Source organism: Roseovarius sp. M141, from assembly GCF_024355225.1.
In the GTDB taxonomy this organism is placed as follows: domain Bacteria; phylum Pseudomonadota; class Alphaproteobacteria; order Rhodobacterales; family Rhodobacteraceae; genus Roseovarius.
Genome location: NZ_VCNH01000008.1, coordinates 2,858,675 through 2,878,765 on the forward strand (window position 1 = coordinate 2,858,675; position 20,091 = coordinate 2,878,765).

The following is a 20,091-nucleotide window of genomic DNA, read 5'->3' on the forward strand; positions in this document are numbered from 1 at the left end:
TCTAGAAAAGCGCCGCGAAGATCGCTCTTCGCGGCGCTTTTGCGTGGATGTACAGAATGTCAGGAGGCGGCGCGCCGCAGTTTGCCAGTCGTTTCCTTCCGCGTCAGCCGGTAGGCGTGAAGCAGTGGCTCGGTATAGCCCGAGGGCTGCCCGGCCCCTTCGAAAATCAGATCTGCCGCCGCGTGGAAGGCCAGGGAATCACCACCCGCCATCGGGAGATACGACGGATCGTCCGCGTTCTGCCGATCAACCACAGCCGCCATGCGCGCCAGCGCCGCCTCGACGTCGTCGCGTGTGACGATGCCGTGCCGCAGCCAGTTCGCGACATGCTGCGCGCTGATCCGGCAGGTCGCGCGATCCTCCATCTGGCCGACATCGTCGATGTCCGGCACCTTGGAGCAGCCGATACCATTATCGACCCAACGCACGACATAGCCCAAAATGCCCTGCACGTTGTTGTCCAGTTCGGCAGCGATCTGGTCCGCGCTCCAGTCCCCGCTTTCGGCAAGCGGAGGCGTCAACAGCGCGGCAAGGCTGTCATTCCGATCGGTCTGCACGATAGCGTTCTGCTGCGCGATCACGTCGACGCGGTGATAATGCGTCGCGTGCAGCGTCGCGGCCGTGGGCGACGGCACCCATGCGCAATTCGCGCCGGCCAGCGGATGGGCGATTTTGCTTTCCAGCATCTCGGCCATGTTATCCGGCACCGCCCACATCCCCTTGCCGATCTGTGCGCGGCCCTGAAACCCGGCCGCCAGCGCGATCTCGACATTGCGGGCCTCGTAGGCGGCCAACCACGGCGCTTGCTTCATGTCATCTTTGCGCAGCATCGGCCCGGCCGCGATCGAGGTGTGGATTTCGTCCCCCGTCCGGTCGAGAAAGCCAGTGTTGACGAAGGCGACCCGGCCTTTGGCGGCGCGGATGCACTCCTTGAGGTTGGCACTGGTACGCCGCTCTTCGTCCATGATGCCCAGCTTGACGGTGTTGCGCGCCAGCCCCAGCGCGTCTTCGACCGCAGCAAAGAGGGTGTCGGCCAGCGCCACCTCGTCGGGGCCGTGCATCTTGGGCTTGACGATATAGACCGATCCGGCGGGCGAGTTGGCACGCGCGCCGTTGATATCGTGCAGCGCGATGGCCACCGTCGTCAGTGCGTCCAGTATCCCCTCGGGAATCTCGGCGCCGCTGGCGTCGCGTACGGCAGGCGTCGTCATCAGATGTCCGACATTTCGCACGAACAGCAGCGCGCGGCCCTTCAGTTCGGCGGTCCGCCCATCCGCGCCAGTATAGGCGATGTCGTCCGACAAACGGCGCGCCACCTCGCGCCCGCCCTTGACGAACCGTTCTTCCAGATCGCCGCGCATGAGGCCAAGCCAGGTGCCGTATGCGATCGCCTTGTCCGCGCCATCGACCACCGCGACGCTGTCTTCGAGGTCGATGATCGCGCTCAGCGCGGATTCCAGACGCATATCCGCGACATGCGCACGATCAAGACGCCCGACCGTATGCGCGGCGTCGATGTCCAGCAGGATATGCAAACCGTTGTTGCGCAGGACGATCATATCCGGCGTCTCGACGTCGCCACCATACCCGCAAAATTGCGCAGAGTCGGCCAGCTGCGCCACGTCGGCGCCAATCTCGGCGCAAAGCGCACCATCTGTCACGCGGTAGCGCGTGACATCGTGGTGCGACGCACTTTCCAGCGGCGCGGCCTCGTCCAGAAAATCGCGCGCCCAGCCGATTACCTGACGCCCGCGCGCGGCGTCGAAGCTGCCCCCTACCGGGACACTTCCCAGCGCATCGGTGCCGTAAAGCGCGTCGTAAAGACTGCTCCAGCGCGCATTCGCTGCGTTGAGCGCAAAGCGCGCATTCGTCGACGGCACCACCAGTTGCGGCCCCGGCACTGCGCAAATCTCGGGGTCGAGATCGCGGGTTTCGATCTGAAAATCCGCGCCTTCTGGCACCAGATATCCGATCTTGGACAGCATAGCGCGATATTGCGGCCCCGTCCCCTGCCTGCCTGGTCGGGCGCGGTGCCAAGCGTCGATGCGCGCCTGCAAATCCGCGCGCCGGTTCAAAAGCGCGGCGTGGCGCGGACCGAAATCATCTGCCAGCCCGGCCAGAGCCGACCAGAACATGGCGGGATAGATACCGGTGCCGGGCAAGGCCCGCTCTTCAATGAACTCAACGAGCTGCGCGTCGATGTCTAGGGTGTGTCGGGTGGCTCTGGGCATGTTAAATCCGGCATTCCATGGTATACCGAGCTAGGGTTAGTCCCATCGCCGTCCTTTGTCTACTGCATGGGTTCCCGGTTTATCCTGAAGGTCTTTTTGGTTCTGACTGATCCCGCGCAGACAGGGCGATTCTCGGATATTACCATCGACGCCACCCAAAGCCCGGAATCCAACCGCAAGGCATCTTTCGTAAACGCGATACAAAGAGAAGGCCTTACTTGGAAAACTTGATAGACAGTCACTTCCGGCGTCCGACTGGCAGTTTTTCCTTTATATCATAGCTATTTGGACCACTGCGTCGCCAATGCCCCTGACCAGCACGGCGCGGCCACAACCCTCCCGAAAACGCCGTTCCCCTACTTGATCGGTAGGAAAGCACTCCTCTAGATGACGGCGGCACCACGGGGCGGGGGTCTGCCGAAGCATGTAAAACGTAGCGCCTTCAAAAAAGGATCACAGGGAAAATGACTCTCAAATCGCATTTGGCCAGGCTCTTCGCCGGGGTCGCGCTGACGGCAGGACTGACGGCGGGAACCTCCGCAATCGCGGATTTCTCGATGACCGAAGTCCAACTGCACTTTGGCGACAAATACAAGCTGGGCCGCAACGGCAATTTTCCAATTTTCGACAATACCACTAGACGACAGACGATCACGCTCGACCATTTTTCGACCAACGACGTCGGCGATCTGTTCTTCTTTGTCGACTTTTTCCGTGACCTCGACAAGCTGACGCCAGACACACGCGCCGAAGGCGACCAGTACGGCGAGATCTACTATCACCTTCACGGCAGCCAGCTGGGCCTCGCCTTTCCCGAAGCGAGCTTTGTCAAGGCGCTGGATTTCGGTGTGGCGCTGAATCAGGGAACGGACGTGTCGGCCGGGCTCGTCGGTCCGCGACTGGCTTTTGACGTTCCGGGCTTTCGCGTGCTGTCGCTTGGTCTCTACGCTTATGACAACTTTGCCGATCCGTTCAACCGTAGCCTCGACACCACCTATCAGGCAACCATTGTCTGGGATGTCCCTTTCGACATCGGCGCGCAGAAGTTTCAGACCAAGGGTTTTGTCGATTTTATCGGCTCGCAGGGCTCGAACGTGGCCAATCAGGTGATCTTTTCGCCACAGGTCCGCTGGGATATCGGTCATGCCTTCGGCGGTAAGGAAAACAAGATCCATCTGGGTGTCGAATATATTCATTTCGAAAATAAGTTTGGCATCTCCAGCGTTGACGAGGATGCCTACAGCGTCTTCCTTGGCTTCAAGTTCTGACAGTGGGCTGTTTCAAACCTGTATCAGGATCAACGCCAGCAATAAAATACGATGCTGGACGGCGTTGCGCGTTGATGCTGCGATGCCCGGGGGGGTCTTCAAACCATGGAGACTCCAACATGGTCTAGAATGCAACGTGCCTCATCGGCTTCGCCGAAACCGACGAGGCCCACGCTGTCCAGCCACGGTAGACTTCGGGCCAACCGAATGATTGCCGTCTCTGCGCTGCTTTGGAGAAAATCCTGGCAAGTGATTCTGTCAGACAATCGGGAAGATCGATCCGAACAGAATCACTGCTGTCACTATTGGCCACCCTCCGCCACGATCTGTCGCCATCGAAAGCGCCATGATCGTGACGGACCCATAGATCACGCCAAAGGCATCGTGTTCGATCCGGTCGATCCAGGCCTAACTTCGGCCCGTATCGTTCCTTGCTCTGGATCAATCATTGTCGCGACCCAGACCGATGCCACCATCACAATGCGCGATCAGCCTAGCCGTGTCTTCTGAAGTCCAGTCATTCGGTGCAGTTACCGCCACCCAGGGGCCGATGAAATCAGACCCGTAGTAGACGTGGCCATGCCCGGCGAATGCCGAATTGGCTAAGGTAGATCCACGGCCAGTCGGCATCGCGTTGCAACCCGCATGAACTGCATATCCGGCGATACGTCCGGTCCCGGTGCTTCGTTCATCCAAGCAGGTGACCGGAGCAGTGACGCCGATTCATAAAAGATAATCGGGTCGTTAGAATATTGCAGACAGGCGATCCGCATCCTGCCCCAGCCATCCGGTCCGCCTGCTTCCGTTGCATGCGAGGCAAAACGCACGAGTTGCCCGTCACCTAAAGTCGGAGCGATATAGGGGCTATCGGGATTTCGCGATGCCCTGCCACATTGTTGACGGGAACGGTGGGCCAGCCCAGAACGCACCATTGATAGGACCGCCCAGCAAGGCAAACAGGTCTGTACCGTGCATGGAAGACCATGCACTACGGCTGAGGCCATGGATATACAGCCTAGGCCGCGCATCTCTGGGAAGGTCGCGCCAATAGCTTTGAACGGTACCGATCAAAGCGTCGGCCTGATTGAGACCGGAACGTGTTTCGAGGATCAGGGCGAGCGGTGATTGCAGATAGGGATACTGCACGGCAATCGTCGCTATGTTGCCCCCGTGCATGTGCTCAACCATGTCCACGGCACTGGTATCAAGCCAGCCTGTCATTATTGGCAGCGCCATGATCAGCACGTCCCAATCAAAGCCGCCTTGGCGTATCATTTCCCTCAGCGCGACATCGTCGCGCTCTTGCGCCGTACCTGCCTGTGCCAAGCCAACATAAACGCGGACGGCCTGCATGGCGTCGCGCCCCGGCAGGGTCGGTGGATGCGGAGTTCGAGCCCCTAGTCACCCGGAACCAAATTTGCCATCATTGATATGAGGCAAATTTTGGGGGGTACGGCATGCGGGGTCGGGCATCTGTTGCGATTTCACTCAGCGATGAGGAGCGCGGTTTTCTGGAAGCGCAGTTGCGCAGGCACAAGGCGGCGCGGTCGCTGTCCGACAGGTGCCGGATCGTGTTGAGGTGCGCTGACGGCCTGACCAGCAAGGAGATCGCCGCCGAACTCGGCCATTCCGAGCATACGGTCGGCAAGTGGCGGCGGCGGTTTGCCGAGCAGCGCATCGAAGGCCTTTCTGACGAGTATCGCGCGGGCCGCCCACGAACGATCTCGGACGAACAGGTTGCCGATGTGATCAAACGAACGCTGGAAACCACGCCAAAGGATGCAACCCATTGGTCGATCCGGTCGATGGCCGAAGAAATCGGCCTGTCACACACCACGATTCGCCGCATCTGGAACGCCTTTGGGCTGCAGCCGCACCGCGCTGAAACCTTCAAGCTGTCCACCGACCCGCTGTTCGTGGACAAGGTGCAGGACGTGGTCGGCCTCTACATGTCGCCGCCGAACCGGGCTATCGTATTGTGTGTAGATGAAAAATCCCAGATTCAGGCGCTGGATCGCGAACAGCCGGTGTTGCCCATGGCCCCCGGCGTGGCCGAGCGGAGAACCCATACCTACACCCGAAACGGCACGACATCGTTGTTTGCCGCCCTCGACATTGCCACCGGAGCGGTGATCGGGAAGTGCTACAAACGCCACCGCGCGACGGAGTTCCTCGACTTCCTCAAGGAACTCGACCGCAGGATACCCAAGGGGCGGGACGTGCATATCGTCATGGATAACTACGCCACCCACAAGACGCCCGGGGGTCAAGGCATGGCTGGCGCGCCGCCCGCACTGGCATGTGCATTTCACACCGACATCGGCAAGCTGGCTGAACCAGGTCGAACGCTGGTTTGCCGAGTTAACCCGCAAACAAATCCAGCGCGGCGTTCACCGCTCTGTCGCGGAACTCGAAGCCGATATCGCCGCATTTATCGATGCCCACAACGAGAACCCCAAGCCCTACAAATGGGTCAAGTCCGCCGACGAAATCCTAGCCTCCGTCAAAAGGTTCTGTCAGAAAACACTGGCAGGAACTTCAGATTCAGGTGACTAGGCTCTGGACCCATTGATTGGCTTGAAGCTACGAGTCCTTGATGATTCAAGCTCCCGGAGTGATGGGGGGGCTGATGAGCAATCTTTACGGGCTGAGCGAAGATCAGATAGCGCGGCTTCGGCCATATTTCCGAAGAGCCATGGGGTGCCGCGTGTCGGCGACCGGCGCGTTCTGAGTGGCATTATCGTCATAAATCGCAATGGGTTGCTCTGGCGCGATGCTCCCCGGGAGTATGGTCCGCACAAGACCCTCTACAACCGCTGGAAACGGTGGAGCGACATGGGGTGTTCGCGCGAATCATGACGGGCCTGGCCGCCGAGGCACCCGACCACAAGACAATCTCGATTGATGCAACCTATCCGCTGCCCGGCAGGGGTTTGCCTACAAACCACGAGAGGGTCAAAGCACACCGCACGGCCTCGAGCCTGCGGGTGAAAAAGGGGGCATGGACGTCTGATAGGGCGAACGAAGGGCGGCATGACCCGTTGCCCGGCAGGCAATTGGAACAATCGACGAGAGGGACGAAGCTGCATGCTGTCACCGACACGATTGGACGGCCGCTCAAGTTCTTCATGACCGCAGGCCAGGTCAGCGACTTCTGTGGTTGCCGCCCGTGATGCAAGAATTTTTTGACCCTACTTGCGCGTGATCGAGTGCGAACTTCTGTCAGGCCTCGTGATGCGGCACTTCCATTAGCCGCGGGCCGGGATGGTGATCAGCGGATTGGGTCCAAATCTACACCTCGAGCTTTCAGCTCGTATCGCTGAACTGGTTTTCTCAATCCGGATCTGTTCGATCATTTTGCCCATTCAGGTCGTCGTCTTCTCACACCCCCTTGGCACCGTCGCTAGCGGTTCGACATGCGCATCATGCCGCGACTGCCAGCGCCGGATCCTTGTAATCCTCGTTTTTTGTTAACATCGCCCAGATCTGCCGCGCCATCTTGTTGGCCAGCGCGATTGCGACCAGCATGGTGGGTTTGCGCGCTAACATGCGTGACAGCCAGTTGCCCTGCGCAAGAGTGCGCCGCCCAAGCCAGCCCAGTCGCGACATTGCGCCCATGACCAGAAGGCGTCGGATGTCGGCCTGACCGGCTTTGGTCATCCGCCCCAAGCGCTCCTTGCCGCCCGAGGAATGCTGCCTGGGTACAAGGCCCAACCAAGCCGCAAAGTTGCGCCCGGTTTTAAAATGCGCCATGTTCCAGCCCGAAAGCTTCCACCGCGATGGCCGTCAGCGGGCCGACGCCTGGCATGGTCTGCAGTCGGCGCCAGCAGGTCCTGGCACTCCTCCCGGATCAGCGCGGGCAAATCTGAAGTATCATCGTCCACAAGCGCTGTCATGCGATCAAGGTAGCGTATTCCTACGGGAAAGACGTCGCCATGCTCATACAGCAGAGCCCGCAAGGCGTTCACATCCGCGGTGCGCTGATGAACTAGCCGCTCCCGGCCACGGAAAACCGCCGCGCGGGACTGCTGCTCAACTGTCTTGGGCTCCACGAAGCGCATCTCGGCCTGGCGGGCCGCGATGACGATCGCCTCAGCATCGGCGGCGTCATTCTTCTGGCGCTTCACGAACGGGCGCACGTATTGCGGCGCGATCAGCTTCACCTCGTGCCCAAGCGCTTCCATTTCGCGCGCCCAATAGTGCGCGCCACCACAGGCTTCGAAGATGATCAGGCAGGGGGCCTGCTGGGCCATGAACGCGGGGAACTGCTGTCGCGTAAGTTTCTTGCGAAACTGCACCTCCCCCGAACGCAGGGCTGCGTGGACCTGAAAAACATTTTTTGCCAGATCGACTCCGATCATCATATCGTTCATCTCGCCGTCCTCTCTGTTGTGTGGCCTTGAACACCACAACCTTGGCACGTTGCGATGCCGTCGGGGAGGGCGGCAACCACTCCATCTACGCCGGGGCCAAGGCTTTGGTGAACGGCCTGCCCGCGGCCGACTGGCTGCCGGGAGATCGGGGATACGACGCGAAAAGCAGCACATGAACAAATAGCGCGTCATGTCGGAAATGGCCCCTTGATCAAGGAATTATGTAGTGAACACTCCAGTAAACCCTGACACCATCGCGCCGTCGGCCAACCACCATAAACATGGTTTCCATTTTATTCCGGCGCAGCTTGATGACGCTTTCAGGTCAGTTGGGCGGGAGGGCGGACGGATCATGCCCCGACCGTGCAGGCGAACAGCAGAAAATTGCCTGATCCGTCATGCGCGCGCCACTGGGAAAAGACATGCGGTCTTACAGAACGTCGTCAAGGTCATCAGTTATATCGTTGGAGAGGAGAGTATTCTGGCCTATATTGAGGCGCACCGGAAAATCGCCGGCCCTCATATGTCGCCATGGATCTTGCTGGTCGCCTCAGCCCTTGGGAAGCCGCACTATAAGGCCGACGACGTTACTGCGGCCGGATAGACATAACTCACTAGGAGAGCATTAATATGGTCTTCACATTGGGCTTGCAGATCTCCGCTCCGCCGTCGTCACGCTGAAAAGCCATCATGGACCACTTCCAGCTTATTACCCCAGGGGTCGCGCAGATAGGCGCCGAAGACATCGGGCATCGGATAGGCCGCGCGAACAGATTCGATCGCTACAGATGTCGTCGGTTTCTTTCCAGCCACCTAAATCCGGATCACACCTTTACTCAGGAGCTTGACTGATCTTAGTTCCTGCAATTCCGACCTGCCCAATATCAGGTTGGATCGGTGCGCACGTCAAGCGCGTCGCGCAGCCCGTCACCGATGAAATTGAAGCTGGTCACGGCAATGGTGATGGTGATGCCGGGAATGATTGCCAGCCAGGGCGCGGTGGCCAGATATTGCTGCGCTCCGTTGAGCATGTTGCCCCAACTTGGAAGCGGGGCCTGAATTCCATAGCCCAGAAAACTGATATAGGCTTCCAATAATATCGCGCGGGCCACGGTCAGCGTTGCCGCAACGATGATCGGGCCGACGATATTGGGCAGCAATTCACGGAACATGATATGCGCGTTGCTAAGGCCCAGCATCCGCCCAGCCATGACAAAATCCCGCTCTCGCAGGGATTTCACCTCGGACTCCACGATGCGGGCGATCTCCATCCAGCTGGTGATTGCGATGATGACGGTGATCATGATCGGGCTGGGCTTGATGAAAGCGGCCAGTGCCAGCAGCAGGAAGATCGACGGGAAGGCCAGGAACGCATCGACGAAACGCATCAGGACTGAATTCACCTTGCCGCCGTAATAACCTGCGACGACACCGATGACAGTTCCGATCACGGTTGAAATAACCATCGCAAAGAACCCGACCAGCAAAGATATGCGCCCGGCCATCAGCAGACGCGCCGCCAGATCACGGCCCAGCGGATCAGTGCCCAGATAATGCTGGCCGGTGAACGGAGGGGAGAAACGCGCCGCCAGATCGATATAAAGCTCGTCAAAGGCCAGAAGGTAAGGGCCGAACACACAGGCCAGCGTCAGTATCAAAAGCATGGCAAGACCGACCATCGCCAACCGGTGCCGCGCAAAGCGCTTCATGCCACGGCTATTCCACCAGTGATGGGCGGGAGGGGCGATCTGGGTGGCGTTCATGTCAGGTCCTTCGCAGCTTGGCGGGTGGGGTCGTCAGCTAAGACGGATTCGCGGATCGATTGCGGCGGCAACCAGATCTGCGATCAGATTGCCCACAAGAACGAGGATGGCGGAAAACATCAGAAGGCCCATGACAACCGGGTAGTCGCTGTAGCCAAGACTGTCGAGAAACAGCCGCCCCATGCCGGGCCAGGTGAACACGGTCTCGGTCACCAGGGCGCCGCTCAGCAGGTTGGGCAATTGCATCCCCGCAAGGGTGATCATCGGCAGCAGGGCGTTGCCAACCACATGCTTCATCAGCACCCGGCGTTCGCTCGCGCCTTTGGCGCGGGCTGTCTTGACGAAATCCTGATTGATCACGTCCAGCGTCGAGGTGCGCATGTACCTGCTCCAGATTGCGATATTCACCAGCGCCAGCACCAGACTGGGCATGATCAGATGATGCAGGTAATCGAGAACCGATTGATCGCCGATGGTGTACATATTGCCCGCAGGCAGCCAGCCGAGTTTCAGTGAAAACAGATATATCCCGACCAGACCGAACCAGAATGTCGGGATCGAAAGCGCGATCATCGCGCCGATCGTGGCGGTATAGTCAAAGGTGGAATAACGGTGCGTCGCGCCGCGAATGCCGATCCACGTCCCAATCGCGATAGAGATGACCGTTGACGTTCCCATCAACAGGAACGTTGCGAAAAGGTGCCGCCCGATGACGGTCAGAACCGGCTGGTTGTCGCGATAGGACGTGCCCCAATCCCCCTGCAGCAACCGCCAGGCCCATTCGAGATACTGGATCGGCAGGGGGCGGTTCAGGCCCATCTGCTCCGAAATCCGGTCCAACGTTTCCTGCGTCATGCCCGGCGTCAGCGCATATTGCGAAAGCGGCCCGCCGGGGGTCAGGTGCAGCACGCCGAACCCGATCATCGACACGATGATCAGCAGAACGAGGCTCTGTCCAAGGCGGTTCAGAATGTAACTGGCCATCACTGCTCCTGTTGGTCGGTCGGCGCGCTGCCTATTTCATCGGCAGAGGAGTGCGAGGCCGGGCAAGTCATGCCCGGCCCGAACTTTATTCGTCCCAGTAGTAGGCGGCGGCATTCCAGGTATCGATCTTGACGTTGATGTTCGGAACGACGCCCTCGATGCCGTCTTTGCGGCCGCGCACTGTCGCGTATTGGAAGATCGGGAGGATCACCAGATCGTCACGGATCACTTCCTGCACCTTCATGTAGACTTCCTTGCGCGCCACGGGATCAAAAATCTGTACGCCCTCTTCGAGCAGTTCATCCAGTTCGGGGTTCTCGTACTGCGCATTGTTCGATCCGCGCCCGCTTTTGGCCGGGATTTCCCCGGAATGGAAACGCGCCGTCACATCGGGATCGGTTCCGCTGGTGAACACCAGGCCGACAATCACCGAATCGAACTTGGAATTGGTCCAGTATTCCCCCCACATGACCGCAGGCGGCAGGTTTTCAATCGTCAGCTCGACGCCGATCTGGGCCAGCGACTGCTGGATGAATTGTTGCGCCTGTTCGCGCAGATGGTTGCCCGACGTCGTCGAATTGCTGAATGACAGCTTCACACCATCCTTTTCGCGGATGCCGTCGGCCCCCGGCGCCCAGCCTGCGTCATCCAGAAGCTTGGCTGCCGTCTCCAGATTATACTCATGCGTGGGCAGGGCCGGGTTGTAGTAGTAGGACTGCTGCGGCAGGTAGCTTTCGGTCGGCGTGGGCAGGCCGTAGTAAAGCGCATCGATGATGGTCTGCTTATCCAGCGCGGCATACAGCGCCTCGCGCACCGCTTTGTCCTGAAGCTGCGGGCGCTCCATGTTGAACAGGATGCATTCAATGCTTGAGGTGGGCACGACCGTCACCACCCTGCCCGGCAGATCCTTGGCCTCGGCATAGTTGTCGGGGGAAATGTACTGCAGACCAATGATGTCGATGTCGCCGCTTTTGAACTGGGTATAAAGAACGGTCAGATCGGGGATGTACTTGTAGATCAGCCGCTCGATATACGGCCCCTCCCTGAAATAGTCCGGGTTGGCCACCAGTTCGATGTGATCGCCCGCGATCCGCTTGCCCCACTTGAACGCCCCGGTGCCGACGGGCGCCTGATTGAACGGTGCGGTGTTGCGGTCGGCCTCGGGCTCCAGAATATGCTTGGGCAAGATCATCGTCTCGGCAAGGATCGACATGTAGGGCGCGAAGGGTTCGTCCATCCGCCACGTGATTTCGGTCGGGGAAACGACGGTGATATCGCGCACCAGATTGTGCCCCAGAGTCCGCCAGCTGCGGAAATCGGGATCGACGATCAGCTCTAGCGTGAATTTCACATCCTCGGCGGTAAAGGGTTCGCCGTCATGCCATTTCACATCGTCGCGTAGCTTGATCCGCCATTGCAGGCCATCCTCGGAAATGCCGCCATTTTCGACGGACGGCACCTCGGCGGCCAGAATGGGGACGGACTCGCCCTCGGGGTTGACCCTGATCAGCGCATCGAAGATCGACAGCATCACGCCTTCATCCACCTCGGCGCGCGGCATCAGCGGGTTGAACACCGTCGGCTCCTGGCTGAAGCCGACGACGATCTGACCCGTGGGGGTTTCCGGGGCAGCGGCAAAGCCGGGTTTACCCAGCAGGTTGGGGGCCAAAAGCCCAGTCGCAGCAAGCATCCCAAGTGTCTGGCGCCGTGTCGGTTTTGCAAATGTCATTGTTATTTCTCCCTGTTTTATTACGCGGTACGCTCGGTCCGGTTTTCACCGGGGATCGCTGCGACCAATTGCTGCGTATAGGCATTCTGCGGTGCGTGAAAAATCTGCGATGGCGGGCCGACCTCGACGATAATGCCGTTCTGCATCACCACGATATCGTCGCAGACCTGACTGGCGACGCGCAGATCATGGGTGATAAAGAACATCGCCACCTGCGTTTCGCTCTGGATCTGGTTCAGCAACTCAAGGATCTGCGCCTGAATGGATACGTCCAGCGCCGATACCGCCTCGTCCGCGATCAGCAGGTCGGGATCGAACATCAGGGCGCGCGCGATGCCCACCCGTTGGCGCTGGCCGCCGGAAAATTCGTGGGGATAGCGCCCGTATGCACCGGCATCAAGGCCCACACGCTCAAGGATCTGCATGGCTTTCTTGCGCGCCTCGGCACGGCCCATGCCTTGGGCAATCGGGCCGACCGTGATGATATGACCAATGGTTGAGCGCGGGTTGAGCGACGCGAAAGGATCCTGAAAGATCATCTGGATCTTCGGGCGCATCGGGCGGAATTCGCTTTCCTTCATCGGGGCAATGTCCGTGCCGCGATAGATCATCTTGCCGCTGTCGCTTTCCATCAGCTTGATAAGGAGCCGCCCCAGCGACGTCTTGCCCGATCCGCTTTCACCCACCACACCAAGGGTCCGGCCCTTGCGCAGCACGAAATTCGCATCCTGCACCGCGACCACGACGCGTTCCTTGCTGAACCAGCCGCCGCCGCTACGATAGGTCTTGTTCAACCCCTCGACCGTCAGAACGGTATCGTCGTCGACCTGCGCGGTCCCAGCACCGCGGTCGGAATTCCTCAGGCCGGGAACCGCTGCAATCAGGCGTTTAGTATAGGAGTGCTGCGGCGCCCCGAACAACTCATCGGCGCTGGCCTGTTCGACGATAAGACCCTTTTCCATCACGATAACACGATCCGCGATTTCGGCCACGACGCCAAAATCATGGGTGATGAACATCACGCTCATTCCCTTGCGGCGCTGAATATCGCGGATCAGCTCAAGGATCTGCGCCTGTGTCGTGACATCCAGCGCGGTCGTCGGCTCATCCGCGATCAAAATCGTCGGCTCCAGCGCCAGCGCCATCGCGATCATCACCCGCTGACGCTGCCCACCCGACAGGCGGAATGGATACTGGTCCATCATCAGCTTGGGTTCGGGCAGTCCGACCTCTTCAAGCAGCTCCAATGCGCGCGCCGCCTGCGATTGCGGTGTGCCCTCGTCATGCACGGCCATCACCTCGATCACCTGATCGCCGACCGTCATCAAGGGGTTCAGCGCCGACAAGGGATCCTGAAAGATCATCGAGACGACCCGCCCGCGCAACTCGCGCAGGCCTGCCGCGTCCTCTTTCAGCAGGTCCCTGCCCTCGAACATGATCTGGCCCGACGACACGTCGATGACGCTGGGCAGCAGACCCATCACGGCGTTGGCAGTGACCGATTTTCCAGAGCCGGATTCGCCGATGACGCACAGAATCTGGCCGCGCGGCAGATCAAAGGACACATCCTTGACCGCATGCCTGCGCTCCATCCCGCGCGGAAGGTCGACCGTCAGATTGCGCACCGACAGCACCGCGTCACCGCTGTCGCCTTGTGGGTTCACCCGCATTTTGACCCCGCCCCGGTAATTTCAATATTGAACATACTGTGCGGATATATTGAAAGCACCGACACCCAACGGCAAGGTTTATCTGCAAAACGGCGTAAGATTTCTTGAAAGCCAGCGAAAAATCTTTCACTACTGAACGCGTTCATATGCCGGATAATGCCACAGGGCTGCCCATGACAGATCACGACACGTCCGAATCCACCGATGACGCTGACCACAAGATTGGGGCCACGTTCCGCAGGTTGCGGCAGGACCGGGGCATGTCCCTGCGGGAGTTGGCCGACATGTCCGGTGTGTCGGTCGGAATGATCAGCCAGATCGAGCGCGATCTGGCCAATCCGTCGATGCGGGTTCTGACGGCGCTGCGCCGCGCCCTGAACATTCCGATGCAGTCGATGTTCAATGACGACCCGGCGGAAGGAGCCGACAATCCCCCCTTCGTGCGCCGGGCCGCAAGGCGGCCGCATATTGACCTTGGTCCATTGCAAAAGGAATTGCTGACGTCAGGCGGCAACCACAATCTTCAGATTATGATCCTGACCATCGCGCCGGGCGGTACGTCGGGCCAGACCGCGCTGAGCTATCCCGCGGAGAAGGGCGGCCTTGTGCTGGAGGGTGAGTTGACCCTGAGCGTGGACAATTGCGATGCGCGGCTGGCGGAGGGGGACAGCTTTGTTTTCGACAGCGCGCTATCGCATGGATTTCGCAACGACAGCGACCGACCTGCACGGATCCTCTGGGTCATCGGCGCAGTGCAGTTCGACCGGCATCTTTAACGCAGCACTTGGCCCCGGCGCCATCAATAAGAAAGGTGGCTGAATGCCCCGCGAACACCGCCCCCTCAAGACCACCCCCTATTGGTGGGAGGACGCCCCGGTGCAGCCCCTGCCAGAGGTGCCGCTGGAGCAGAAGGTTGACGTCGCCATCGTGGGCGCGGGATATACCGGCCTGAGCGCCGCGTTGACGCTGGTGCGCGCGGGCCGGTCTGTCGCGGTCTTCGACCGCCAGCACCCCGGCGAAGGCGCGTCGTCGCGCAATGGCGGCATTACCAGTGGCAATATCCGGCTGGACCACGCGACCCTGCTGCGAAAATTCGGCAATGACCGCACAATCGCCATCGAGGCGGAAGGAAAGCTGGCGCGCCAGCATCTGTATGATCTGATCGCGGGCGAAGGCATCGATTGTGACCTACAGCCCGTTGGCCGCTTCACCGGCACGCTCGGGGCTGAGGATTACGACAGCAACGCGCGTAGCGCCGAACATCTGCATCGCACATTGGGCATTGAATCCTTCGCCGTGCCACGTAGCGAGCAGCGCGACTATATCGGTAGTGATTATTTCCATGGCGGCACGGTCCGCATGGATATCAGCGGGCTTCATCCGGCGAAATTCATCGCGGAATTACTGCGCTTGGTTCAGGCCGCCGGGATTACCGTCTACGCCGATACGGCCGTTGAAAAAATTGAACAGGACGCCAGCGGATACAGCGTCACCACCGCGCGCGGCAAGCTGAGCGCGCGGCAGGTGATGATTTGCACCAACGGCTATACTGACCGGATGGACCCGTGGCTGCGCCGACGCATCGTGCCCGTTCGCAGCCGCATGATCGCAACCGCAGTGCTGCCCGCAGATCTGATGGCTGAGCTCACGCCCAAACGCATGATGATGTGCGACACGCGTACGCTGGGTTTCTATTTCCGTCCATCGCCTGACGGCAGGCGGATTCTGTTTGGTGGGCGCGACGGGACCAATCTCGACGATCCGACCAAACCGGTCGCGTATCTGCGCGAGAATATGCTGTCCATTTTTCCGCAGCTGGATCAGACGCCGATCACCCATACCTGGTTTGGCCACGTCGCCATGCAGCGCGACATGATCCCGCGCATTTTCGAACGCGACGGCATGATTTATGCGACCGGGTTTTGCGGGTCAGGCGTGGTCTGGGCGCCGTGGATCGCACGCAAGGCCGCGCAAAAGCTGCTGGGAAACGCGAACGAGGCACCGTCAGCCTTTGATTTCCGCGCACCCGCACCGGTACCGTTTTACAACGGCAAGCCGTGGTTCATGCCCTTCTTCATGGCGCAATACAGGATGCGGGACCGTATAAAAATGCGCCGTGCAGGGCGATGAAGCTGTAGGGAGCAGTCGACCCAGCCGTGCCGCAACGCCGCCTAGATCTTTGTCAAAGCGTCCAGTACGCGAACCCAACTGCGGATACCTTTGTGAAAGCCCCCCACGTCGTATTTTTCGTTGGAGGATTGGATAGCGTCATCGGCGATGAGCATGGCCTCCACCCCCAAAATCTCCTTTAAGAAACCGGCGATGGGAATTGAGCCGCCCATGCCGCAGAACACGGCGGCGCGGTTCCATTCCTCGGTCAACGCGCTGCGAGCGGCAGAGAATTCGGGCCGGGAAATGTCCATCACGGCGGCGCGGGAGCCTCCTGACATTTTGCTCCATGTGATCTTGGCGTCCGTTAAAAGCCGCGCTTCGATATGGGCGCGGATCGACTCGCGTACATGGGCCGGATCCATGTCACCGACAAGGCGACAGGTGATCTTGCAATGCGCCTGCGAAGGAATCACGGTTTTGGACCCGTCCCCCTGATTGCCCCCCATAGACCGTTGATTTCCAGCGTTGGGCGCGCCCATTGCTGTTCGAGCACGGAATAGCCCTGTTCGCCGTGTCCAATGGTGTAGCCGACCGAGTTGAGGTAGGTTTTCTCGTCAAAGCCCGAGTTCTTCCACTGGGAAAGCAGATCGGCGGGAACCTCTTGTACGCCCTCGTAAAAACCCATCCACCGCGACACGGCCCGTTTCATCGTGCAAGGACGCGATGATGCGGGACATCTCGCGCAGAGGGTTGAGGCCGGGGCCACCGTAGCGGCCTGAGTGCAGATCGATGTCGGGGCCGGTGACTGTGAATTCCAGCTTGCACACTCCGCGCAATTGCGAGGCGATGGACGGCACACCCGGAGAGACCATGGACGTGTCACAGATGAGGGCGATGTCGCAGGTAAGCTCCTTGACGGTGGCTTTCATGAAGGCGATGAGCGAAGGGGAGCCGGATTCTTTATCGCCCTCAAAGAAAAACGTGATGCGGCAGGGAAGCGCGCCACGCTCCGCCTTCCAGGCACGGCAGGCTTCGACAAAAGTCATCAATTGACCCTTGTCATCCGCGGCGCCACGACCGCGGATGACGCGGCCGTTGGGGATATCTTCAATCTCGGGCTCGAAAGGTGGGGAGTTCCACAGATCGAGCGGATCGACGGGCTGCACATCATAGTGACCATAAAACAAAAGCTGCGGCCCGCTCTCTCCGACATGGCCGACAACCATGGGATGGCCCGGTGTAGACCTCTTTTCGGCGGTGGCGCCCAGCGATTGCAGATCCGCCACCAGCCAATCGGCGGTCGCAGCGCATTCGGCCTTGTAGGCAGGGCCGGTCGAGATGGGTTGGATGCGTAGCAGACCCATCAGGCGATCAATCGCGGCGGGCAGGTCTGCATCTATCCGGTCCAGAACGGAACCAATGGGCATGAGGCGATCCTTGATATTTCAGGAAGGGACTCAGATTTCAAATCCTGCGGTGCGGGATCGTGTTGGCGTAGGTTTTGAGCATTTGCAGATGCCGGTCCGCCCGCTGTAGCGCGTCCAGCGCCGCGTGCCGGTCGTTGTCCGCAATCAGCCCGCACAATACTTCCGAGATTGCAAGGGCGGGGGTCAGCGTGTGGAAAAACGTCTGGCTCTCGATCGAGAACAGGATGGACACTTCGGAAATGGCGATGAGGGGGGAAACTTCGCTGTCGGTGATGGAGACGACAGTCATGCCCTTTGCGCGCGCCAGATCGGCCAGTTCAAGCGTCTGGACGCAATAGGGACTGACCGAGATCGCAAGTAGAACATCCTGCGCATCTGACCGCAAAAGCCCATCCGCACCGGTACTTAAGCAGGGCCGTCAAGATGAACGGTCTTTTCGCCCAAAAGCGTCATGACATAGTGGAAATGCCACGCCACCGAGTGACAGGAGCGCAGCCCAAGCACATAGATCTTGTCGGCGCGGATCAGGTGGTCAGCCACCGCTTGCAGCCGGGCAAGCGATTGCGGCTCGCTTAACCGCGCGACCTGAGACGCGAGGCCTTGGAGCATCTGCTGGGCCAGCCCGCCCTGAGCGCCGGGCGCAGCAGTATCGCGCTCCCTCGCCCGCGCGGCAAAGCCATCGGCGCGAAGCCGGATTGCCTCGGAATAATGGGCGCGGATGTCCTCATACCCTGTCAGCCCAAGGAATTGAGCCAGGCGCGTCATCGTGGCAGGTTGCACCCCGGCACTGCGCGCCAGCCGCCTCATCGAGACCAGGGCCACCTCCTGCGGGTTTTCCAGCACATGCCGCGCTGCCAGTTGCAGTTGCGGCGACATGGCGTCGAATCGGGCAATGATCCTGTCGCTCAGGGACTCGCTTTGCAACATTCGATTCACCTCTTTGCCTTTGATGCTTCCGCAGCTTTGTCATGGAAGGAGGGGATCACAATGCTTTTCCAGTAAACGTGCTGAAACGCCAGGTCTCGAAAGGTCTGAATGTATCAAGCCAGCACTGACGCCACCAATCGGCTCCATGCACCTGGAATACATTCTTTGCCAAATCGAGCCCGACCGTGATAATTTCCGACACGACCGCTCTCCTTTCTGGATCATTGCAGACCCACCTTGGCACATCGATACCGCCGGAGGGCGGTTACATCATGTGTGGGTAGCCCCGGTTTTTGCGTGGAAACGCTGCAGTTATAATCGTGCGATAGAATGCGTCCATGTGTCAGGCCTTTTCATGCAGACACTCATGTCTGAATGGCCGGTATGGGATCCGCAGGGCAGGTTCAAAACATCAAAACAAGCTCGAAGCTCTCCATGTAGTGCTGATTTTCCCGTCCCCGATCTGTTCGATCGTCTTCATATAGCTTTAGCTTCTCCCGCAATTTTCACAGCAGTGCCTCCGGCGTTGTCAGTGCGCCATAAGCGGTCCCCCTCGAAACTCTTCATCCTTCGTGATCATGGCCCACAGCGTGCGAGCCATTTTGTTGGCTAAAGCAATCGCCGCCAGCATTCGCGGCTTGCGGACCAGCATGCGACCGGGCCATGAGGTTTCTGCCGGAGGCCGCACTCTGGTCCCGGAGATTACGACCATCGCACCGATGATCAACAGGCGTCTGATGTCGCGCTGCCCGGACTTGCTTGTGCGCCCGAGCCTCTGCTTACCGCCGCTTGAGTGCTGTCGCGGAACCAGTCCCAGCCAAGCCGAGAAGTCACCGCCCCGTCGGTAATTCGCCATCGGTGGCGCGAACGCGGCCACCGCCATGGCGGTTACGGGACCTATCCCCGGCATCTTCTTCAAACAATGGACAATCGAACCCGAAAGATTCACCCTCAATCCGATCCATCAAACGCCGGGACTGAACACCTAGGGCGGCAGGAAAAATCCGCGATCTGATCGAAGCAAAGCTTCGCCATATGACGCACCGATATCGGTAGTTCAGCAGCAATCTCGTCTGTCTCCAGTGCTGATTGCAACTTGTCGGTATTTTCTCGACCCCTGCCCGCTACGACGCCAAACTCAGCGAGACGGCTCCGCAGTGCGTTGATCGTTTGCCTCCGTTGCCCAATGAGCAGGTCTCTCAATCGGAAGATCATACCCAGGCTCTGCTGTTCCGGCGTCTTCATCTCGACAAACCGCATGGTTGGCCGACTGGCCGCCTCCACGATCTCCTCAACGTCTGCCATGCCGTTCTTCTGGTTCCTAACAAACGGCTTGACGAAATTCGGTGCGATCATGCGCACGTCATGACCAAATCCTCCGAGCGTCCGGGCCCAATAATGGGCAGTAGCGCAGGCTTCCATTGCAACCTGGCAACGTGGATGGCTTGCATAAACGCCAAGAACCGTTTGCGCGACAGCTTCTTGCGAAAGACAACTTCACCTTCCTCGGTCGCGCCATAAAGCTGAAATACCAGCTTGGCCAAATCAACCCCGATAATCGATACTTCCTTCATAGTCCCATCCTCCTGATCCAGTTCGGACCATAT

The 20,091-nt window shown here is 59.6% G+C and carries 15 protein-coding genes and 5 pseudogenes; 6 read left to right on the plus strand and 14 right to left on the minus strand.

Translation table 11 applies throughout. The annotated features are described in order from the left end of the window. Positions 1 to 59: 59 nt before the first annotated feature. Positions 60 to 2,231 carry a malate synthase G gene (locus tag FGD77_RS17740; RefSeq protein ID WP_255011743.1) on the minus strand — a complete coding sequence of 724 codons (2,172 nt, stop codon included), beginning with the start codon at positions 2,229 to 2,231 and terminating at the stop codon, positions 60 to 62. 464 nt (positions 2,232 to 2,695) lie between these two features. Between FGD77_RS17740 and FGD77_RS17745 the strand changes: the two genes are divergently transcribed. Beyond that, positions 2,696 to 3,499, plus strand: coding sequence for a hypothetical protein (locus tag FGD77_RS17745; RefSeq protein ID WP_255011746.1), 804 nt, complete (start codon positions 2,696 to 2,698; stop codon positions 3,497 to 3,499). Positions 3,500 to 4,101: 602 nt separating this feature from the next. Here the strand turns inward: FGD77_RS17745 and FGD77_RS17750 are convergent. Continuing rightward, positions 4,102 to 4,852 (minus strand): annotated as a pseudogene (locus FGD77_RS17750) (alpha/beta-hydrolase family protein). 104 nt (positions 4,853 to 4,956) lie between these two features. On the opposite strand from FGD77_RS17750, the pseudogene FGD77_RS17755 reads away from it, so the two are divergent. After that, positions 4,957 to 6,055 (plus strand): annotated as a pseudogene (locus FGD77_RS17755) (IS630 family transposase). Positions 6,056 to 6,128: 73 nt separating this feature from the next. Beyond that, positions 6,129 to 6,660, plus strand: a pseudogene (locus FGD77_RS17760) (transposase); the annotation flags it as partial. 262 nt (positions 6,661 to 6,922) lie between these two features. On the opposite strand, the pseudogene FGD77_RS17765 reads toward FGD77_RS17760, so the two are convergent. After that, positions 6,923 to 7,872, minus strand: a pseudogene (locus tag FGD77_RS17765) (IS110 family transposase). 226 nt (positions 7,873 to 8,098) lie between these two features. On the opposite strand from FGD77_RS17765, the gene FGD77_RS17770 reads away from it, so the two are divergent. Beyond that, positions 8,099 to 8,476 (plus strand): hypothetical protein, encoded by a 378-nt coding sequence (locus tag FGD77_RS17770; protein WP_255011752.1) that lies wholly within the window; start codon positions 8,099 to 8,101, stop codon positions 8,474 to 8,476. A 68-nt stretch (positions 8,477 to 8,544) separates the two neighbouring features. On the opposite strand, the gene FGD77_RS17775 is transcribed toward FGD77_RS17770, so the two are convergent. The 5 genes from FGD77_RS17775 to FGD77_RS17795 form a co-directional block, all read right to left on the minus strand. Further along, complete coding sequence (locus tag FGD77_RS17775) at positions 8,545 to 8,685, minus strand: hypothetical protein (protein WP_255011754.1); 141 nt, start codon at positions 8,683 to 8,685, stop codon at positions 8,545 to 8,547. Between the two features lie 71 nt (positions 8,686 to 8,756). Continuing rightward, a complete protein-coding gene (locus FGD77_RS17780) occupies positions 8,757 to 9,635 on the minus strand; it encodes an ABC transporter permease (RefSeq protein WP_255011758.1) in 879 nt (292 codons plus the stop codon). Positions 9,636 to 9,668: 33 nt separating this feature from the next. Next, positions 9,669 to 10,619 carry an ABC transporter permease gene (locus FGD77_RS17785; protein ID WP_255011769.1) on the minus strand — a complete coding sequence of 317 codons (951 nt, stop codon included), beginning with the start codon at positions 10,617 to 10,619 and terminating at the stop codon, positions 9,669 to 9,671. An 85-nt stretch (positions 10,620 to 10,704) separates the two neighbouring features. Beyond that, the gene (locus tag FGD77_RS17790; protein WP_255011771.1) at positions 10,705 to 12,348 is read right to left on the minus strand and encodes a peptide ABC transporter substrate-binding protein; all 1,644 of its coding nucleotides are present in this window, start codon (positions 12,346 to 12,348) and stop codon (positions 10,705 to 10,707) included. Between the two features lie 20 nt (positions 12,349 to 12,368). Further along, entirely contained in the window at positions 12,369 to 14,018 is a 1,650-nt protein-coding gene (locus FGD77_RS17795) for an ABC transporter ATP-binding protein (protein WP_255011776.1), read from the minus strand. Positions 14,019 to 14,191: 173 nt separating this feature from the next. Between FGD77_RS17795 and FGD77_RS17800 the strand changes: the two genes are divergently transcribed. Further along, positions 14,192 to 14,794, plus strand: a complete 603-nt coding sequence (locus FGD77_RS17800; protein ID WP_255011782.1) for a cupin domain-containing protein — start codon at positions 14,192 to 14,194, stop codon at positions 14,792 to 14,794. A gap of 43 nt (positions 14,795 to 14,837) precedes the next feature. Further along, complete coding sequence (locus FGD77_RS17805; protein WP_255011784.1) at positions 14,838 to 16,148, plus strand: FAD-binding oxidoreductase; 1,311 nt, start codon at positions 14,838 to 14,840, stop codon at positions 16,146 to 16,148. Between the two features lie 41 nt (positions 16,149 to 16,189). Here the strand turns inward: FGD77_RS17805 and FGD77_RS17810 are convergent, their stop codons facing one another. The 6 genes and pseudogenes from FGD77_RS17810 to FGD77_RS17835 form a co-directional block, all read right to left on the minus strand. Next, on the minus strand, positions 16,190 to 16,669 hold the full coding sequence (locus tag FGD77_RS17810; protein ID WP_369682737.1) for a peptidase dimerization domain-containing protein: 480 nt from the start codon (positions 16,667 to 16,669) through the stop codon (positions 16,190 to 16,192). Positions 16,670 to 16,744: 75 nt separating this feature from the next. Further along, the gene (locus FGD77_RS17815; RefSeq protein ID WP_255011788.1) at positions 16,745 to 17,557 is read right to left on the minus strand and encodes a M20/M25/M40 family metallo-hydrolase; all 813 of its coding nucleotides are present in this window, start codon (positions 17,555 to 17,557) and stop codon (positions 16,745 to 16,747) included. Positions 17,558 to 17,594: 37 nt separating this feature from the next. Then, the gene (locus FGD77_RS17820; RefSeq protein WP_255011794.1) at positions 17,595 to 17,942 is read right to left on the minus strand and encodes a MurR/RpiR family transcriptional regulator; all 348 of its coding nucleotides are present in this window, start codon (positions 17,940 to 17,942) and stop codon (positions 17,595 to 17,597) included. Between the two features lie 20 nt (positions 17,943 to 17,962). Next, complete coding sequence (locus FGD77_RS17825) at positions 17,963 to 18,484, minus strand: MurR/RpiR family transcriptional regulator (protein ID WP_255011796.1); 522 nt, start codon at positions 18,482 to 18,484, stop codon at positions 17,963 to 17,965. A gap of 55 nt (positions 18,485 to 18,539) precedes the next feature. Beyond that, positions 18,540 to 18,686: a hypothetical protein gene (locus FGD77_RS17830; protein ID WP_255011798.1), complete on the minus strand. Its 147-nt coding sequence runs from the start codon at positions 18,684 to 18,686 to the stop codon at positions 18,540 to 18,542. Between the two features lie 327 nt (positions 18,687 to 19,013). Further along, positions 19,014 to 20,058, minus strand: a pseudogene (locus FGD77_RS17835) (IS110 family transposase). Positions 20,059 to 20,091: the final 33 nt, after the last annotated feature.

Bases quoted from the DNA above. Each gene is read 5' to 3' on its own strand.
- FGD77_RS17740 (WP_255011743.1), bottom strand. From the start codon at position 2,231: ATGCCCAGAGCCACCCGACACACCCTAGACATCGACGCGCAGCTCGTT.
- FGD77_RS17745 (WP_255011746.1), top strand. From the start codon at position 2,696: ATGACTCTCAAATCGCATTTGGCCAGGCTCTTCGCCGGGGTCGCGCTG.
- FGD77_RS17780 (WP_255011758.1), bottom strand. From the start codon at position 9,635: ATGAACGCCACCCAGATCGCCCCTCCCGCCCATCACTGGTGGAATAGC.
- FGD77_RS17785 (WP_255011769.1), bottom strand. From the start codon at position 10,619: ATGGCCAGTTACATTCTGAACCGCCTTGGACAGAGCCTCGTTCTGCTG.
- FGD77_RS17790 (WP_255011771.1), bottom strand. From the start codon at position 12,348: ATGACATTTGCAAAACCGACACGGCGCCAGACACTTGGGATGCTTGCT.
- FGD77_RS17795 (WP_255011776.1), bottom strand. From the start codon at position 14,018: ATGCGGGTGAACCCACAAGGCGACAGCGGTGACGCGGTGCTGTCGGTG.
- FGD77_RS17800 (WP_255011782.1), top strand. From the start codon at position 14,192: ATGACAGATCACGACACGTCCGAATCCACCGATGACGCTGACCACAAG.
- FGD77_RS17805 (WP_255011784.1), top strand. From the start codon at position 14,838: ATGCCCCGCGAACACCGCCCCCTCAAGACCACCCCCTATTGGTGGGAG.
- FGD77_RS17810 (WP_369682737.1), bottom strand. From the start codon at position 16,669: ATGGGCGCGCCCAACGCTGGAAATCAACGGTCTATGGGGGGCAATCAG.
- FGD77_RS17815 (WP_255011788.1), bottom strand. From the start codon at position 17,557: ATGCCCATTGGTTCCGTTCTGGACCGGATAGATGCAGACCTGCCCGCC.
- FGD77_RS17825 (WP_255011796.1), bottom strand. From the start codon at position 18,484: ATGTTGCAAAGCGAGTCCCTGAGCGACAGGATCATTGCCCGATTCGAC.